We start from the raw sequence: 15,303 nt of genomic DNA on the forward strand, positions 1-15,303 counted from the left end.
CGAGCCGGTCGGTGTCGATGTCGATGTTCGTCACTGGTTGCCCACCTCCAGCTCCAGGTACTCGGCGTACTTCGCGCGGGCCGCATCGCGCTTGCGGGGGATCCACTCCGTGGGCCACATGTCGTCGGCGGCGCGGTAGTCCCGCAGGACCTGCTTGGCGACCGTCGTCTTGTGCACCTCGGTGGGGCCGTCGGCCAAGCCCATGACCGCAGCGCCGGTGACCATCCCGAGGAACGGCATCTCATTGGTGACGCCGAGGGCGCCGTGCACTTGCATTGCGCGCCAAGCGATGTCGTGCAGCACCGTCGGCATCACGACCTTGACGGCGGCGATGTCCTTGCGCACCCTCTTGTAGTCGTTGAACTTGTCGATCTCCCAGGCGGTGTATAGCACCATCAACCGGAACTGCTTGAGCTGAGCATAGGAGTCGGCGATGTAGCCCTGGACGGCTTGCTTGTCGGCGAGCAGGCTGCCCGCCGTCTGCCGACTGAGGGCGCGCTCGCACATCATGTCGAGAGCCTTCTGCGCCAAGCCAATCGTGCGCATTGCGTGGTGGATACGGCCGCCGCCGAGGCGCGTCTGGGCGATCACGAAGGCCTGTCCTTCACCGCCCAGCAGTGCCGAATCCGGGACGCGGACGTGGTCGTAGTGGATCAGGGCATGCGAGCCCTGGCCCTCCTGTTCGCCGTACAGCCCCGCATTGCGGACGATGTCGACGCCGGGGGTGTCGGTCGGCAGCAGGAACATCGACATGCCCTGATACGGGCTGACGTCGGGGTTGGTGACGACCATGACGATCAGGAACGCCGCGGTACTTGCGTTGGAGGAGAAGTACTTCCATCCGTTGATCACCCAGTCGTCACCGTCGCGCACCGCGCTGGTCGTGAACTGTGTCGGGTCGGCACCGCCCTGCGGCTCGGTCATCGAGTAACTGGAGAAGAGTTCACCGTCGAGCAACGGGCGGAGGTAGCGCTCCTTCTGCTCGGGGGTGCCATAGTGCGCGATGATCTCGGCGTTGCCGGTGTCGGGGGCCTGGCACCCGAAGACGATGGGTGCCCACTGCGACCGGCCGAGAATCTCGTTCAGCAGCGCGAGCTTGAGCTGGCCGTAGCCCTGACCGCCGTACTCCGGACCGAGATGAGTTGCCCACAAGCCTCTTTGGCGCACCTGCTCCTTGAGCGGATCGACGACCTTGCGCCTTGTCTCGTCCAACGGGGTGAACTGGAGATGCGGCCAGGTCAGGTCGAGTGGTTCGACCTCCGCGCGGACGAACTCATCGGCCCAGTCCAATAGCTCCTGGTACTCGGGGTCAGTCTCGAAATCCCACATGTGGCCTCCTTGCCTCGGTGTGTCCGTCGATGAGTGCGCAGATGTCGGCGGTGACGACGCCGGCGAACGATCGTTCGCCGAACGTGCCCGCTGCCCAGTGGCGGGCGCCCTCGCTGACGAGGGTCTGGGCCACGTAGGCGAGGTGCGCGACGTCGAGCTCCGCGTCGAGCTTGCCGTCGGCCTGGGCGCGGGTGAGCAACTCGCTGAACATGTCGGCGTCCACGTCGGGCGGGGTTCCGTCGGCGAGGATGCGGTGCTCGTGCCGGTAACCCTCGAGGATGGTCTCGATCACCAGTTCACGCGGGTTGCGGGCCATCGACCGTTCGAAGGCATCGAGTGCGGCAGCGATCACGGCGCGGATGTCGTAGTCCTCCCTCAGCAGTCCGTGGATGGTGCGCTGCGCCGACTGCGTCGACATGACGCCCACCTCGAAGAGGACGTCCTCCTTGCGGGGAAAGTAGAAGTAGAACAGCGCCTTGGAGACCCCGGCAGCCGTGCAGATCTCCGCGACGGTGGTGGCGGCGTAACCCTTGGTACGCCACAGCGCCATCGCCGCCTGAACCAGCAGCCTCTTGGTCTCGTGCGACTTGGCCCGCTGGAACGTTGCCCGGCGCTGACCGCGGTCAGCTACAGCGGGCTCGGCGTTTCGTGGCACCAGCGCAGCATAGACCGCCACAAGGAAGCTGACCAGTGTCCAACTAAGTCAATAGGCGACGGGGCCGACGCAGACTGGACCGATGACTGCGCTTCGGGCCGCTGCGTTCGCGTTCGGTCTTCTGGCACTCACCGCAGGGGTGCTGCAGATCTGGGCGTTCGTCGTGACCGATGGCGGGCGCCACTTGATTCTCGGCGTGTTCGCACTTGCGGTGGGGGCCTGTGTCATCGCCGCCGCGGCGGATGCGGTGCGGAAGAACGGCCGTAGGAACCGGCGCTAGGGCAGTCAGGGCGCGGTCACGCCTGCGCGTCGCGTGAGATGGTCGATCTGCAGGTAGATCGCGTAGAGCACGAAGAACGGAAGGATCATGAACGGGACGTTCTCGGCGACGAATTTGAACCACAGGCCGAATGGCCCCTGGCCGATGTCGCCGAAGCCCGCCCGCACCTCCGAGAGGAAGTACACGCCGGTGCTGCTGATCAACATGGCGCATCCCGCGAAGGCCAACCACAGGCAACGAATCCGTGACTCGGTCGGCAGATTGGTGCGCATCAACCGGGTCCAGACCACGAACAACATGGTGCCGGTGAGCACGCCGACGAGTTCCAAGCCAAAGATCCAGTCATTGCCACTGGTATAGCGGGTGTCCGTCAGGCCGTACTGCCACCACAGCCATCCCCAGCCGGGGTCGGTGGTGGGCGTCCACAGCCCGAGTGGATGTCCAATGAGGAAGATTGTCTCGTAACCGAGCTGGCTACCGGCGGTGTACGGCAGATAGATCATCGTCAGCTCGGCCGCGCGCTCCAGCCGGGGGCGGTGCTCGCCGCGGCCGGTCCAGAAGTAGACCAGGGGTAACACGATCACCGGAATGCCGAAGAGCAAGTTGGCGATGACGTCGACGATGAAGGTGGGTGGCAACACCCCGAGGCCGACGCCCACGACGGCTCCTACGAAGGCCACGCTGGTGAACGCGGTCAGCGCGAGATAGGTCCGCCGCCGATGTGGTGCCCAGGGGCGGCTCAGGTTGAATTCTCGATCCGACGGGACCTGCGCAGCGACCTGAGATGTCACGACGATGAGCTCCTACCTCGTGCGGTGTCGAGGCGGACGTTAGCCCTAGTGAAGGCCCCTTGCTGAGCATTCGCACAAACACCTGAGAAGTCAGGGGTTGACAGCGTGCGCCGTTCTGCATAACCGCCGTTGACGTGGTCCCGAACCCTATGGAAATGTGATAGTCATATGTGAGAATTGCGTTCTCGCCCGCGAAGCGAAACAGGAGTGTGGATGACGATCGATCCCGCAGGAATCGACTGGTTCAGAGACCCGCGGCTGACCGCCGACCCGTATCCGTTCTTCAACGCGCTGCGCGACAAGTGCCCGGTCGAGCCCGAGGACCACTATGGCGTCACGATGGTGACCGGCTGGGAAGAGGCGGTCGCGGTCTACAACGACGACAAGACCTTCTCCTCTTGCCTCTCGGTGTCTGGACCGTTCCCCGGCTTCCCCGTCCCGCTCGAGGGTTTGGACGGGGAGACCGTGACCCGTCTGATCGAAGAGCATCGTGACGAACTGCCCTTCAGCGACCAGTTGCCCACCCTCGATCCACCGGTGCACACCAACCATCGATCACTGATGATGCGCCTGATCACCCCCAAGCGCCTCAAGGAGAACGAGGACGCGATGTGGCAGCTGGCCGACGAGTGCCTCGACGACTTCCTGGCGCCCGGCAAGGGTGAGTTCATCAAGGGTTTCGCCAGCCCGTTCACGCTGCTGGTCATCGCCGATCTGCTGGGCATCCCCGCCGAGGACCGAAACGCGTTCGTGGACGGCATCTCCCAGCATTCGGGCGGCGGGGTGGGCAGCACCAGCAAGGAATCGCTGTCGCACTCTCCGTTGGAGTTCCTGTACGGCCAGTTCGAGGCCTACGTCGAGGACCGTCGGCGAAACCCGCGGGAAGACGTGCTGACCGGGATGGCCACCGCGCAGTTCCCCGACGGCACCACCCCCGCGCCCGGCGACGTGGCCCGCGTCGCCACGAACGTCTTCTCGGCCGGACAGGAGACCACAGTGCGGCTCCTGGGTACGGCGCTCAAGGTGCTCGGCGATCGTCCGGACATCCAGAAGCGGGTGCGCGAGGACCGCAGCCTGCTGCCCAACTTCATCGAGGAAGCGTTACGGCACGAAAGCCCCGTCAAGGGTGACTTCCGGCTGTCGCGTACCCCCGTCACCGTCGGTGAGCGCGAGCTCGCCGCGGGCACCACCGTGATGGTCGTCAACGGCGCGGCCAACCGCGATCCGCGCCGCTTCGACGACCCCGACGAGTTCGACCCGGCGCGAAAGAACGCCCGTCAGCATCTCGCCTTCGGGCGCGGCATCCACAGCTGCCCGGGAGCGCCGCTCGCCCGCGCGGAGACGCGCGTCGGCCTCGAACGCCTGCTCGACCGCACGTCCGACATCAGGATCTCCGAGGAGAAGCACGGTCCGGCGGGCCATCGCGACTACCGCTATATCCCGACGTTCATCCTGCGCGGGCTCACCGAACTGCACCTCGAGTTCGACGTCATCGAGTCCCGCGGCGCCTGATGAGGGTGTTCGTCGACGAAGACCGTTGTGCGGGCCACGGCATGTGCCTGACGCTGTGCCCCGAGGTCTTCGAGATGACCGATGACGGCTGGGCGGTCGCCGATCCGGCGGACGTCCCAGAGGGACTCGAGGACTCCGCGAGGGAGGCCGTCGAGAATTGTCCGGAACGGGCGATATCCGAGCTCTAGCCGATCTACTTCACCGACGAGGAGATTCGTTCATGCCCAAGGGATACGTGATCATCACCGAAGACATCAAGGATCCGGCCGGTATGGCCGAGTACGGGAAGCTGGCGATGAAGGCGATGGGCGGCGCCACCATCCTCGCCGTCGATACGAAACCGACTGTCCTGGAAGGTGAGTGGCCTGCCACGCAGACCGTCGTGCTCGAGTTCGAGTCCGTCGAGGCGGCCAGCGAGTGGTATCACTCCGACGCCTATCAGGAGGCCGCGAAGGTCCGGCTGGCCGCGGCCGACTGCAACGGGGTCATCGTCTCCGGGTTCTGAGGCGTCGACCGGTCATTCGGACAGATAGGCGACCAGAGCCTTGGTCAAGGTCTCCCGCGCCACGTCGAGATCGGCGTAGGAACCCAGTTGACGCTCGGAGACCAGACCCCGCATCGCGCCGGGGATGAGGGTGGCCACGCCGTGCACTCGCTCCGGCGCGAGGTCGAGGTCGGCGAACGCCCGCTGGCACGTCTCGAGCCAGCTCTTCTCCCAGGAGGCGAGTTCGGCGGCCGTCCGGGGGTAGAGCCGCTCGAGTTCGTCGGGATCGCAGGGGAGGGCGGCGCGAAGGTTCTCGATCGCTCGCGAATCTGCCGATGACAGACCGTGATACAGCGTGTCGACGATGCGAGCGACCCGCCGGTGCAGAGTCGTGTCCGGCTCCACCGGCGTCGACAGCATGCCGGCCCGGCGTTCGGCGGTGCGATGCAGCACCGCGGCCCAGAAGCCGTCGACGTCGCCGAACTGGTACTTGACCGCACCCCAGGTGGCGCCGATGTCCTTGGCGATGCGGTTCGCCGACACCGAACCGGGATGTCCCGAGGCCAGTGATCGGAGCGCCGCCTCGAGGATGGTCTCTCGGGTGGCCAGGCCGCGGCGATTGGTGCGCCGCCCCACGATTCCCGCCTCGGTCATTCGACGATGATAGATCCCTGTCATTCTTTGATAGAGCCCTTTACTATTCGTGGAGGACGCGGGCACGACGAGGGAGGGAGGGGACCGATGGCGAAGCCGCCGTTGTCGATGAAACCGACCGGATGGTTTCAGGTGGCGTGGTCAGACGAAATCGGGGTCGGCGACGTCCGCACGATGAAGTACTTCGGGCAGGAGCTGATCGCCTGGCGTGCCGAGTCGGGTCGGGTCACGGTGATGAACGCCTACTGCGAACACCTGGGCGCCCACCTCGGTTTCGGGGGCACCGTCGTGGGCGAGGTCGTGCAATGCCCGTTCCACGGCTGGCAGTGGAGCCAGGAGGGACGCAACGTCTGCATCCCCTACGAGGATCGCCCCAACCGCGGTCGACGGATCGCGACCTACCCGGTGACCGAGCGCAACCAGTCCGTCTACGTCTGGCACGACATCGACGGCCGCGCACCGTTCTTCGAGGCCCCCGACGTCTTCGCGAGCTTCGCCGGCGCCGTCGACGTCGACGCGTACTACCCGCAGCAGCGGCTGTTTCGGCCCGGCCTGGAACTCCATCCGCAGTACGTGCTCGAGAACGGCGTCGACTTCGCCCACTTCAAATACGTGCACGACACGCCGATCGTGCCGGTGTTCACCCGTCACGACTTCGCCGAGCCGGTGTCCTACGTCGACTTCACGATCACCTTCGAAGGTGATGACGGTCAGCGGATCGAGGACGTCGACAGCGGTGTGGAGGCCATCAACGGGGGCCTGGGCATCGCCGTCACGAAGAGCTGGGGGATGGTCGACAACCGCACCATCTCGGCCATCACCCCCGTCGACGAGTTCACCTCCGACGTGCGGTTCATGGTCTACATCGGACGCGTCCCCGGGCGCGAGGACCAGCGTGCCGAGGCCAAGGCCCGCGCCTTCGGCGAGGAGGTCATCCGCCAGTTCAGCCAGGACGTGCACATCTGGGCTCACCAGCGCTACTCCGACCCGCCCGCCCTGGCCAGCTCCGAGCAGGAGGGCTTCACCGCCATTCGCACGTGGGCCACACAGTTCTATCCCGACGGCAGGGGCGTCAGTGCCGCCGAGTTGGCTGCCACCCACGAAAGGCGAACGTCATGACCGAGGCCGCGACAGCGCCGATCACGGTATTCCAGGTTGCCACCGGCAACGTGGGCAGCGAGATGATCAGGCGTATCCAGACCCAACCGGATCTCAAGCTGATTGGCGTGCACTGCTATTCGCCGGACAAGATCGGCAAGGACGTCGGCGAGCTGGTGGGAATCGGGCCCGTCGGCGTCACCGCGACCGGCAGCGTCGAGGAGATCATCGCCGCCCGCCCGGACGTGCTCACCTTTCACGGCGTGTTCCCCGACGAGGATCTCTACGTCGAGGTGCTGGAGGCCGGTATCGACGTCGTCACCACCGCCGACTGGATCACCGGCTGGCACCGTGACCGCAACCATCCCCATCCGTCGGGCAAGCCGGTGTCGCAGCTGCTGGCCGAGGCCTGTGAGAAGGGCGGCTCGACGTTCTACGGCACGGGCATGAACCCCGGCGTGAATCAGATTCTGGGCGTGGCCTGTTCAGCCGACGTCGCCGACATCGAGAACGTGACCACCATCGAGTCGGTCGACGTGTCGTGCCACCACTCGAAGGACACCTGGATCGAGGTCGGCTACGGGCTGCCTGTGGAAGACCCGAGCATCCCCGGCAAGTTGGAGAAGTACACCCGCGTCTTCGCCGACAGCGTGCTGATGATGGCCGACTGCTTCGGTCTGGAACTCGACGAGGTGAAGTTCAGCTACGAGCTCGGCGCGTGCACCAAGGACGTCGACCTGGGGTGGTACACCCTCCCCAAGGGCTCACTCGGTGGCAACTACATCAAGTATCAGGGCATGGTCGGCGGCGTGCCGCGGGTCGAGACGCACCTGGAGTGGCAGATGACGCCGCACACCGATCCCAGCTGGGACATCAAGGGCTGCTACATCACTCAGATCAAGGGCGACCCCTGCATCTACAACAAGCACATGATCTTTCCCAAGCCCGGCGTCGACCTGTCGAACCCTTCAGCGTTCGCGTCGATCGGCATGACGGTCACGGGCATGCCCGCCCTGAACGCCATCAAGTCGGTGGTCGCGGCGCCGCCAGGACTGCTCACCAGCGCCGACCTGCCACTGCGTGGCTTCGCCGGCCGGTTCAAGCTCTAGTCGGGGACGAGCGGCCCGACGGGCGCGGTCGTCGTCGCGTGGACCAGGAGCTCGGCGAGCTCGGCGGGCCGGGACTGGAACGGCGAGTGTGATGCGTCGATGGCCGCCCGGCGGTTGGCCAGGGTCGACTCCTCATCGCGGCGGATCTACTGGTCGACGATCGCGATGGCCTGCCGTGGACATTGCCGCACGGATTCTCTGACCAGCTGCTCATTGTCGGGCGTCACGTCGTCGGTGAGCACGTGCAGGTAGTCCTGATCGTCCAGGTCGAACACCTCGGGGATGATGCCCATGCACACCCCGTTGCTCTCACAGAGGCCGAAGTCGACCACGATCTTCTGGCTCACGCGGTCGTCACCGCAGCACCTTGACCGGCACGTGGCTGAAGCCTGCGACATTCTGCATGTTGACCCGTCGCAGACCCTCGAAGTCGACTTCGTAACGCGGCATGAAGTCGAGCAGATGCTCCAGCGCGAACGCCGTCTCCATGCGCGCCAACGCCGCCCCGAGGCAGCTGTGGATGCCGTAGCCCAGCCCGAGATTCTGGGCCTGCAGACGGTCGCGGTCGATGTCGAACGTCTCACCGTCGGTGAAGGCCTCGGGATCGCGGTTGGCCGACGCACCCATGAGGAAGACCGGCTTGCCCGCGGGGATCGTGCCGCTGGGGACGGTCACCTCCTTCAGGCTGTAACGCACGTTGTACTGCACCGGTCCGACGTAACGCAGCAGCTCCTCCACCGCCGCGGGAATCTTGCTGCGATCGTCGAGCAACATCTGCCACTGTTCGGGGTACTGAGCGAACACCACCATGGCGCTGCCGACCAGTTTGGTCACGGTCTCGGCGCCCGCGCCCCCCAAGAGTGTGGTGAACCCGGTGATCTCGATGTCGTCGAGGCTTCGCATCTCGCCGTTCTCGCCGCGGATCTGGGCGGCGATCAGACGACTGATCATGTCGTCCTGCGGGTCCTTCCGTCGTTCCTGGACCAGACCGTAGTAGTACATCCCCGAGTCGATGTTGGCCTGCATGTTGTCGTCGTCAAGGTCGATTTGACCCGGCTTCCGGACCAAGCTCTTGTCGATCCAGTGCCGGACCTGCTGACGGAAGTCCTCCGGCACCCCGGCCATCCGGGTGATGACCTCCACCGGGAAGGGGCCGGAGAAGTCCTGCACGACGTCGAAGTGGTCGGGGTCGGCCTTTCCGAGATAGTGCCGGATCAGCTCGATGACAGTGTCCTTCTGCTCCTGAATCGCACGGGGAGTGAAGGCCTTGTTGACCAAGCTCCGCATGTGGCGGTGGTCGGGCGGGTCCATGAAGATGATCGACTTCTGGGGGACCTCACCGCTGCGCACCATGCTCAGGTCGCAACCGCGCGCCGACGAGAACGACTCGTGGTCCTTGAAGGCCGCCGCCACGTCCGCATGGCGCGTGAGTGCGTAGAAGTCGCACTCTTCGTCGTAGTAGAGGGGAGCCTCCTCACGCATCCGCGCGTACACCTCGTACGGGTTGGCGAAGTACTCCGCCGACACGGGGCTGAACACCAGTTTTGGCTTGGTCACTTCATCCTCCTGGCGCCCGATCGTCAGGGCTGGAAACATTACGGAAGGCCGTCGTACTGTAACGAAGACAGTATGCGCCACATGTGACGCTGACAACAGCGAATCGCCGTTCGTAGACCGACTAATCGCTACGTGGGGTGAGGCGTGCCTGCGTCGACGGCGGCGTCAAGGATCCCGAGGTCGCCGCCGAGGTCCGCGACGGTCCGACGGACGACGGCGACGTCCTTGCCGATGAACTCCCCGACGGCGGCGATGAAGGCCTTGGCCGAACCCGCCCCTGCGATCATGCTGAGCACGCGACTCTGCGAACTGCCGTGTGTCAACGCGTTGAGCAGCGCCGTTTCGTCGATGCCGAGCTCGGTGCCCAGCCGGGTTCCCTCGGCGACGAGGCCGATCTGCGCGGCGAACAACGTGTTGTTGACCAGCTTGACCAGTTGCCCGGCACCGGAGGCGCCGGCGTGCAGGATCGGGTCGCCGTACGCGCTGAGCACCGGCTGGACACGCGCCACCGCATCGTCGTCGCCGCCGACGAACAGGGTGACCCTGCCCGCCGCGATGTCGTGCGGACCGCCGCTGACCGGGGCGTCGACCACGCTGACGTCGCTCGCGGCCGCGGCGAGGTCCCGCGCCGTGTTCGGGCTGCCGGTGGTGTGCAGGATCAACGTCGAGCCCGGAGCCATCGCGGTCAGCAGGCCATCGTCGAGGCACACCCGTCTCACCTGTTCGTCGGTGAACACGCAGACGACGACGGACTCGGCGCCATCGGCGACGGCCGCGAGATCGGGAGCAGCTTGCGCGCCCAGTTCTGCGATCGAGGACCGCTTCTCGTCGGTGCGGCCGAGAACCGTGACCTGGTGGCCTGCTTCGACGAGGCGGCGCACCATCGGAGCTCCCATGCGGCCAGCGCCGACGAATCCGACGCGCATCAGCGGGGGTGGTCCATGCGTTCCAGGGCGGTGTCGGCGACCGTGAAGACGGTGCCCTGCGGGGCGGATGCCGCGTCGGCGAGGTTGGCGGCGTGCCGGACGTCCTTCTGAAGCAACGCACCGGCGATGGGCGCCAGCGACGCCAGGGTGCCGCCGAACATGGAGATGCTGCTGACGGCCTTGCTGGTCGCCGAGCCGCGGGCGAGTACCTCGCACAGCCGATCCCGCGGCACACCTAGCGACTCGCCGAGTTCCAGTGTGCTGATCGCAGCGCCGAGATTCGCGCTGAAGAGCAGGTTGTTCAGGATCTTGGTGACCTGTCCGGCGCCGAGGGGCCCGAGATGCACGACGGGGTCGGCGTAGGTCTCGAAGACTGGCCGGCACTTGGCCACGACGTGGTCCTCGCCGCCGACCATGACGAGCAGCGTGCCCTCGGACGCGGCGGGTGCGCCACCGCTCACGGGGGCGTCGATGATCGAAATACCGCGCGTCGCAGCCGATTCGGCGATCTCACGACAGGTGTCCGGGTGCACGGTGCTGTGAATCGCCACGATGCCTCCCGGGGCCAGGCCGGCGAGCACGCCGGTGTCGCCGTCGAGCACCTGCCGGACGTCGTCGTCCCCGACCACGCAGAGGCAGACCAGATCGCTCGCCGCAGCCAGTTCGGCGGGTGACCCGGCGATCTTCGCCGCAGTGTCGGCAAAGGGTGCAACGGATTCGGGGCGTCGTCCCCACAGCGTCAGGTCATATCCGCCCTCGACGATCCGCCTCGCCATCGGTGCACCCTGGCTACCCAGTCCGATGAATCCGACCCGCATCAGTTCCTCCTCCTCGTCACGTCTTCCTCGGCGAGGCAGCCCTCGACGAACGACAGCACCCGGTCGTGATAGGTCTCGGCAGCCCACCCGACGCTGAGATTGTGGCCGCTGTCGGCCATTTCGTTGAGCGCCACCCGCGGCGATGCGGTGAACAGCGCGGCGATGTCGGCCAGCGACTCCGGGGTGGACTCCCACACGGCTTCGTGTTCGGCAACGCTGACCTGAACCGGAACCGTCACCCGGGCCGCGACCGCGGGGAAGTTCCGGCGCGGCCAGTCTCCGGTGACCTCGGCCTCGTACGCCGCTCCCGGTCCCGAGAGCGTGCCGGTGAGCACCTCCGCGGGGTAGAGCTCGGTGGGCTGCCAGAGCAGATCGCGCAGGCCTGCCGGTCGCAAGGTTGCGGTGGCCTGGCTGATGACCGCCTTCGCCTCGGGGTTGTACCGCAGGCCGGTGCCGGCCACCTCGACGCCGATCACGTCGGCGCGACTCTCGTCGACCGCCATGCGAAGGCCCAGTTCACAACCCGCCGAATGCGCCATCAGGAACATCCCCGCGCCACGGCCGGCGCCGACGATGGCGTCCACTGCTCCGAACGCCAGCTCGACCCGCCGATCGGCATCCGACATCTGGTCCTGGTAGAGCGCCGAGGTGCCGTAACCCGGACGATCGAGGGCGACGGCCGTGTATCCGCGCGATGCGGCCAAGCGCAGCAACGAGAGTCGTGGCCGACCGGGGCAGTCGAAGTAGCGGGCGGACGTCGCACCGCCGTGGACTGCCACGATGACTGCCCGGGGGTCGGGCACCTCGGCGACGAGTGCCGACATCGGCACGCCGCCGACCATGACGACGCGTGGCCGGGGCTCGGTGTCGGTGTCGGGGCTCACGTGTCGGTCCTCAGCAGCAGCACGCCGCTGGGGGTGAGGCCGCCACTGCTGACCACCGCCACCTTGGCGTCCGCGACCTGCCGCTCACCCGCGTCGCCGCGGAGCTGCGAGACCGCTTCGTACATCAAGCCCATTCCATGCGTGCGACCGTGCGACAGCTGGCCGCCGTGGGTATTGAGCGGGATCACGCCGTCGCGGGCGATGTTCCGGCCACCGTCGAGGAAGTCCTTCGCCTCACCGATCCCGCAGAAGCCGAGCGCCTCCAGCCACGACAGACAGTTGAAGGTGAACCCGTCGTAGAGCTCGGCCACGTCGACGTCCTTGGGCCGTAACGAGGTTCGGCTCCACAGATGCGCCGACTGACCGAGCACCTGCGGTTCGTGCGTCATGGTCGTCTGATCCCAGTCCGTCCGTTCGATGATCTGGGTGCCCACCGCCTCGAACAGGATCGGCGGTTTGGGCATGTCCCTGGCGACGTCGACGGCCGACACGATCACGGCCACCGCGCCGTCGCAGGGCACGTCGCAGTCGTACAGTCCGAACGGCGTGGTGATCAGCCGCGCGTTCAGGTAGTCGTCCATGGTCATTGGATCTCGATAGATGGCAGTCGGGTTCAAGGCCGCATTCGCCCGCTGGTTCAACGCAATCCAGCCGAGTGTCTCGCGCGTCGTGCCGTACCGGTGGAAGTGGCGCTGTGCGTTGAGCGCCAACGTATGTGCCGCCGACGTCGCCCCGAAGGGCATCTGCCAGCTCGTGGTGCGCGCGCCTCCCGGCGGGGACATCCGGCCTTCCTTCAGCAGTTGACCAAAGGTCGCCTCCCAGAGGGTGCGGAAGCAGAGCACGTGACGCGCGAGACCGGTGGCGACGGCCGTCATCGCGGCGATCACCGCACCGCCTGGGCCGAAGGTGTCCATCCCTCCGTTGATCCACGTCGGGTGCAAGCCGAGTGCGCCCTCGAGCGCGCTCACTCCGCCCTCGCCCATCCCGGCGATGTCGAGACCCGGATAGGTCGACATGCCGTCGATGTCGTCGAGCGTCAGACCCGCGTCGGCGACCGCGGCCTCGCAGGAATCGATCGTCAGCGACAGCGGCGGCACCATCAACCGGCGGCCGAGCCGTGAGGCGCCGATCCCGGTGATCGCCGAGTGGTCCTCGAACTTCTCCCGGCCGAGCATCGGGCGGACGTGCTTGCCGAAGTCCTGCGGGGCGATCTCGTCGACCGGTTCTGGCAGCGGCGTCTCGTCGGCGGACGGCCGGAACAGCGGCAGCCACACGTCGTCGAGTTGCTGGAACACCACCTCGACGGACTGGCCGATCTCGAGGCCGTCGGGGTCGCACTCGATGATGTTGGTGGTCAACCGAACCCGCGGATCCTCGGCGATGGCGACCTGCGCCACTACGTACGGCGGCGGCAGATCGGGGAAGCCGAAGCGGTGGTTGACGGTGAATGCCGACAACGAAGCCTTGCCCGACACCGCGCGAACGCCCATGTCGTGGCTGCGGCAGTAGCGGCAGATCGGCGCGGGCGGGTGGATCAACGCCTGGCAGGCCTGACACTCCTGGAGCCGGAGCCGGCCGTCGGCCCCCGAGGTCCAGAAGTACCCGTTGTCGAGCGTGAGCTGTGGCAGTGGGCGTCCCGGGACGTCCACCACGTCAGTTGCCCGCCGCGGCGGCGTCGGTGGCCAGTTCGATGATCGCGTGCACCGGACAGTCCAGCAGCGCCCGCTTCACCGCGTCCTCGTCGCCGTCCCGAACGACACCGTTGCCGATCAACGAGGCGTAGCCCCAGTCGTCCAGCGAGAAGTAGTCGGGTGCGTGCTTGGCGCACGCGCCGAAGCCGTCACAGATCGTGCGGTCCAACCGAATCCTGATGGACTTGCTCACCACACCGCCTCCACTTCGTAGGGCCGCAGCACACTGTTCTGGTCGATCTGGCACGCGTCGCACACGCCGTCGAGGTGATGGGCCACTGCCTCGGGGAATTGGAGCAGCAGGCTGGCCGCCACGTTGGTGGCCGCATCGAGCGTCGCGCACGCACCGCGCCCGCGAAGCTGCACCGACCACCGCTCCAACCGGGTCACGTCCTCCGCCGTCGCGACGCCTTGGCAGAGTGCCCTCGTGACGGCCGACATCGCCGCGGTGCCGTTGAAACAGGAGCCGCACTGGCCGGCGTTCTCGCGATCGAAGTACGCCATCACCAACGCCGCGACGGCGACCGGGCAGTTGTCGGTGATGAGCGCAACGGCTCCGCAGCCCAGGCCGCTACCCAGGCCGCGCATGGTCTCGTGGTCCAGCGTGGCGGTCAGGACCGTCCGGTTCAACAAGCCGGCGAAATACCCGCCCATCAAGACGCCGTTGACGTGGTCCGGCGAGACGCCGTGCAGCTCAAGCAGATCGGTGAAGGGCACCCCATGCGGAAGTTCGTAGAGCGCGGCGGGGTGTCCTGCCCCGGTCACGGTGGCCAGGAACGTGCCCGGTGAGGCCGAGGTGCCCTCGGATCGGTAGGCGTCGGCGCCGTGCCGGAGCAGGAACGGCAGGTTGGCCAACGTTTCGACGTTGCTGACCAGCGTCGGGTTGCCGTCGACACCGCACTCGAAGGGCCTTGGCGGCTTGTCGGTCGGTTTGGCCGGTCCACCGTTGATCGCGCGGACCGCCGCGGTCTCCTCGCCGGCCACGTAACCCGGTCGCACGCTGACCACGTCGATGGGGGGAAGAGCGTCACCCGCCTCGGCGATGGCGTCGGTCATGGCCTGTGCCGCCGAGGTGTCCGACACGTAGACGACGGCGCGTGCGGCCGCCACCATCCGCGCAGCCAGCCGCACTCCGTCGAGCACGAGGTGCGGACGGTTCCGCAGCAGCCACTTGTCCTTGATCGAGGCGGGCTCACCCTCTTCGCCGTTGGCGACGACGACGGTGTCGCGGCCCGACCTGCCCGCCTCCCGGACCGCACGCAGCTTCACCGCCATCGGAAAGGCGGCGCCCCCGCGTCCGAGAAGGCCACCGAGATCGACCTCGTCGAGCAGCGCGTCCGGGTCGTCGACGTCCTGGTAACCGCCCGCGCGCACGTAGGTGGCGTGGTCCTCGGTCGTCTCCTCGAGGCGCAGCAGCCGCGGCCGCATGCCCGGCCAGGCGGCGATGGTGAGTTCCGCGGCCAGCCCGTTGGGTGCAGTCATGTCTGTGCCTTCCTGCCCGCGGATAGGCTGGCG

The 15,303-nt window shown here is 66.9% G+C and carries 18 protein-coding genes and 1 pseudogene; 6 read left to right on the forward strand and 13 right to left on the reverse strand.

The window, feature by feature from the left end; translation table 11 throughout:
• Positions 1 to 30: 30 nt before the first annotated feature.
• Positions 31 to 1,329: an acyl-CoA dehydrogenase family protein gene (locus QUE68_RS08290; protein ID WP_284233514.1), complete on the reverse strand. Its 1,299-nt coding sequence runs from the start codon at positions 1,327 to 1,329 to the stop codon at positions 31 to 33.
• On the reverse strand, positions 1,310 to 1,984 hold the full coding sequence (locus QUE68_RS08295; RefSeq protein WP_284233515.1) for a TetR/AcrR family transcriptional regulator: 675 nt from the start codon (positions 1,982 to 1,984) through the stop codon (positions 1,310 to 1,312). The genes QUE68_RS08290 and QUE68_RS08295 overlap by 20 nt, the downstream gene beginning before the upstream one ends.
• Positions 1,985 to 2,066: 82 nt before the next feature.
• Here QUE68_RS08295 and QUE68_RS08300 point away from each other — a divergent pair, with 82 nt between their 5' ends.
• Positions 2,067 to 2,264: a hypothetical protein gene (locus QUE68_RS08300; RefSeq protein ID WP_284225507.1), complete on the forward strand. Its 198-nt coding sequence runs from the start codon at positions 2,067 to 2,069 to the stop codon at positions 2,262 to 2,264.
• A 5-nt stretch (positions 2,265 to 2,269) separates the two neighbouring features.
• Here QUE68_RS08300 and QUE68_RS08305 read toward each other — a convergent pair whose 3' ends face one another.
• Positions 2,270 to 3,055: an emopamil-binding protein gene (locus tag QUE68_RS08305; protein WP_284233517.1), complete on the reverse strand. Its 786-nt coding sequence runs from the start codon at positions 3,053 to 3,055 to the stop codon at positions 2,270 to 2,272.
• Positions 3,056 to 3,268: 213 nt separating this feature from the next.
• On the opposite strand from QUE68_RS08305, the gene QUE68_RS08310 reads away from it, so the two are divergent.
• From QUE68_RS08310 to QUE68_RS08320, 3 genes are read left to right on the forward strand one after another with little or no spacing between them, the layout of a single operon-like run.
• Positions 3,269 to 4,567 carry a cytochrome P450 gene (locus QUE68_RS08310; protein WP_284233519.1) on the forward strand — a complete coding sequence of 433 codons (1,299 nt, stop codon included), beginning with the start codon at positions 3,269 to 3,271 and terminating at the stop codon, positions 4,565 to 4,567.
• Positions 4,567 to 4,755 (forward strand): ferredoxin, encoded by a 189-nt coding sequence (locus tag QUE68_RS08315; protein ID WP_284225510.1) that lies wholly within the window; start codon positions 4,567 to 4,569, stop codon positions 4,753 to 4,755. Before QUE68_RS08310 ends, QUE68_RS08315 begins: the two co-directional genes overlap by 1 nt.
• A gap of 32 nt (positions 4,756 to 4,787) precedes the next feature.
• Positions 4,788 to 5,072 (forward strand): DUF1330 domain-containing protein, encoded by a 285-nt coding sequence (locus QUE68_RS08320; protein ID WP_284233521.1) that lies wholly within the window; start codon positions 4,788 to 4,790, stop codon positions 5,070 to 5,072.
• Positions 5,073 to 5,084: 12 nt separating this feature from the next.
• On the opposite strand, the gene QUE68_RS08325 is transcribed toward QUE68_RS08320, so the two are convergent.
• Positions 5,085 to 5,705: a TetR/AcrR family transcriptional regulator gene (locus QUE68_RS08325; protein ID WP_284233523.1), complete on the reverse strand. Its 621-nt coding sequence runs from the start codon at positions 5,703 to 5,705 to the stop codon at positions 5,085 to 5,087.
• Between the two features lie 87 nt (positions 5,706 to 5,792).
• On the opposite strand from QUE68_RS08325, the gene QUE68_RS08330 reads away from it, so the two are divergent.
• Together QUE68_RS08330 and QUE68_RS08335 are read left to right on the forward strand one after the other, a co-directional pair.
• On the forward strand, positions 5,793 to 6,824 hold the full coding sequence (locus QUE68_RS08330; RefSeq protein ID WP_284233525.1) for a Rieske 2Fe-2S domain-containing protein: 1,032 nt from the start codon (positions 5,793 to 5,795) through the stop codon (positions 6,822 to 6,824).
• On the forward strand, positions 6,821 to 7,912 hold the full coding sequence (locus tag QUE68_RS08335; protein ID WP_284233527.1) for an NAD(P)H-dependent amine dehydrogenase family protein: 1,092 nt from the start codon (positions 6,821 to 6,823) through the stop codon (positions 7,910 to 7,912). The genes QUE68_RS08330 and QUE68_RS08335 overlap by 4 nt, the downstream gene beginning before the upstream one ends.
• Here the strand turns inward: QUE68_RS08335 and QUE68_RS08340 are convergent.
• The 9 genes and pseudogenes from QUE68_RS08340 to QUE68_RS08380 form a co-directional block, all read right to left on the reverse strand.
• A pseudogene (locus QUE68_RS08340) lies at positions 7,909 to 8,016 on the reverse strand (alpha/beta fold hydrolase); the annotation flags it as partial. The gene QUE68_RS08335 and the pseudogene QUE68_RS08340 overlap by 4 nt on opposite strands.
• Before the next feature lie 42 nt (positions 8,017 to 8,058).
• A complete protein-coding gene (locus tag QUE68_RS08345) occupies positions 8,059 to 8,259 on the reverse strand; it encodes a ferredoxin (protein WP_284225516.1) in 201 nt (66 codons plus the stop codon).
• Positions 8,260 to 8,266: 7 nt separating this feature from the next.
• The gene (locus tag QUE68_RS08350) at positions 8,267 to 9,469 is read right to left on the reverse strand and encodes a cytochrome P450 (protein ID WP_284233529.1); all 1,203 of its coding nucleotides are present in this window, start codon (positions 9,467 to 9,469) and stop codon (positions 8,267 to 8,269) included.
• A 128-nt stretch (positions 9,470 to 9,597) separates the two neighbouring features.
• Positions 9,598 to 10,395 (reverse strand): NAD(P)-dependent oxidoreductase, encoded by a 798-nt coding sequence (locus QUE68_RS08355; RefSeq protein ID WP_284225518.1) that lies wholly within the window; start codon positions 10,393 to 10,395, stop codon positions 9,598 to 9,600.
• Positions 10,395 to 11,213 carry an NAD(P)-dependent oxidoreductase gene (locus QUE68_RS08360; protein ID WP_284225519.1) on the reverse strand — a complete coding sequence of 273 codons (819 nt, stop codon included), beginning with the start codon at positions 11,211 to 11,213 and terminating at the stop codon, positions 10,395 to 10,397. Before QUE68_RS08360 ends, QUE68_RS08355 begins: the two co-directional genes overlap by 1 nt.
• On the reverse strand, positions 11,213 to 12,055 hold the full coding sequence (locus QUE68_RS08365) for an alpha/beta hydrolase (RefSeq protein ID WP_284230778.1): 843 nt from the start codon (positions 12,053 to 12,055) through the stop codon (positions 11,213 to 11,215). The genes QUE68_RS08360 and QUE68_RS08365 overlap by 1 nt, the downstream gene beginning before the upstream one ends.
• A 38-nt stretch (positions 12,056 to 12,093) precedes the next feature.
• Entirely contained in the window at positions 12,094 to 13,749 is a 1,656-nt protein-coding gene (locus tag QUE68_RS08370) for a thiolase C-terminal domain-containing protein (protein WP_284225520.1), read from the reverse strand.
• A 1-nt stretch (position 13,750) separates the two neighbouring features.
• Positions 13,751 to 13,969, reverse strand: a complete 219-nt coding sequence (locus QUE68_RS08375; RefSeq protein ID WP_284230780.1) for a ferredoxin — start codon at positions 13,967 to 13,969, stop codon at positions 13,751 to 13,753.
• Positions 13,970 to 13,977: 8 nt separating this feature from the next.
• Complete coding sequence (locus QUE68_RS08380) at positions 13,978 to 15,270, reverse strand: NADH-ubiquinone oxidoreductase-F iron-sulfur binding region domain-containing protein (protein WP_284225521.1); 1,293 nt, start codon at positions 15,268 to 15,270, stop codon at positions 13,978 to 13,980.
• Between the last annotated feature and the right edge of the window lie 33 nt (positions 15,271 to 15,303).

Origin of the sequence: Mycolicibacterium sp. TUM20985, from assembly GCF_030295745.1 — a bacterium.
Lineage (GTDB): Bacteria > Actinomycetota > Actinomycetes > Mycobacteriales > Mycobacteriaceae > Mycobacterium.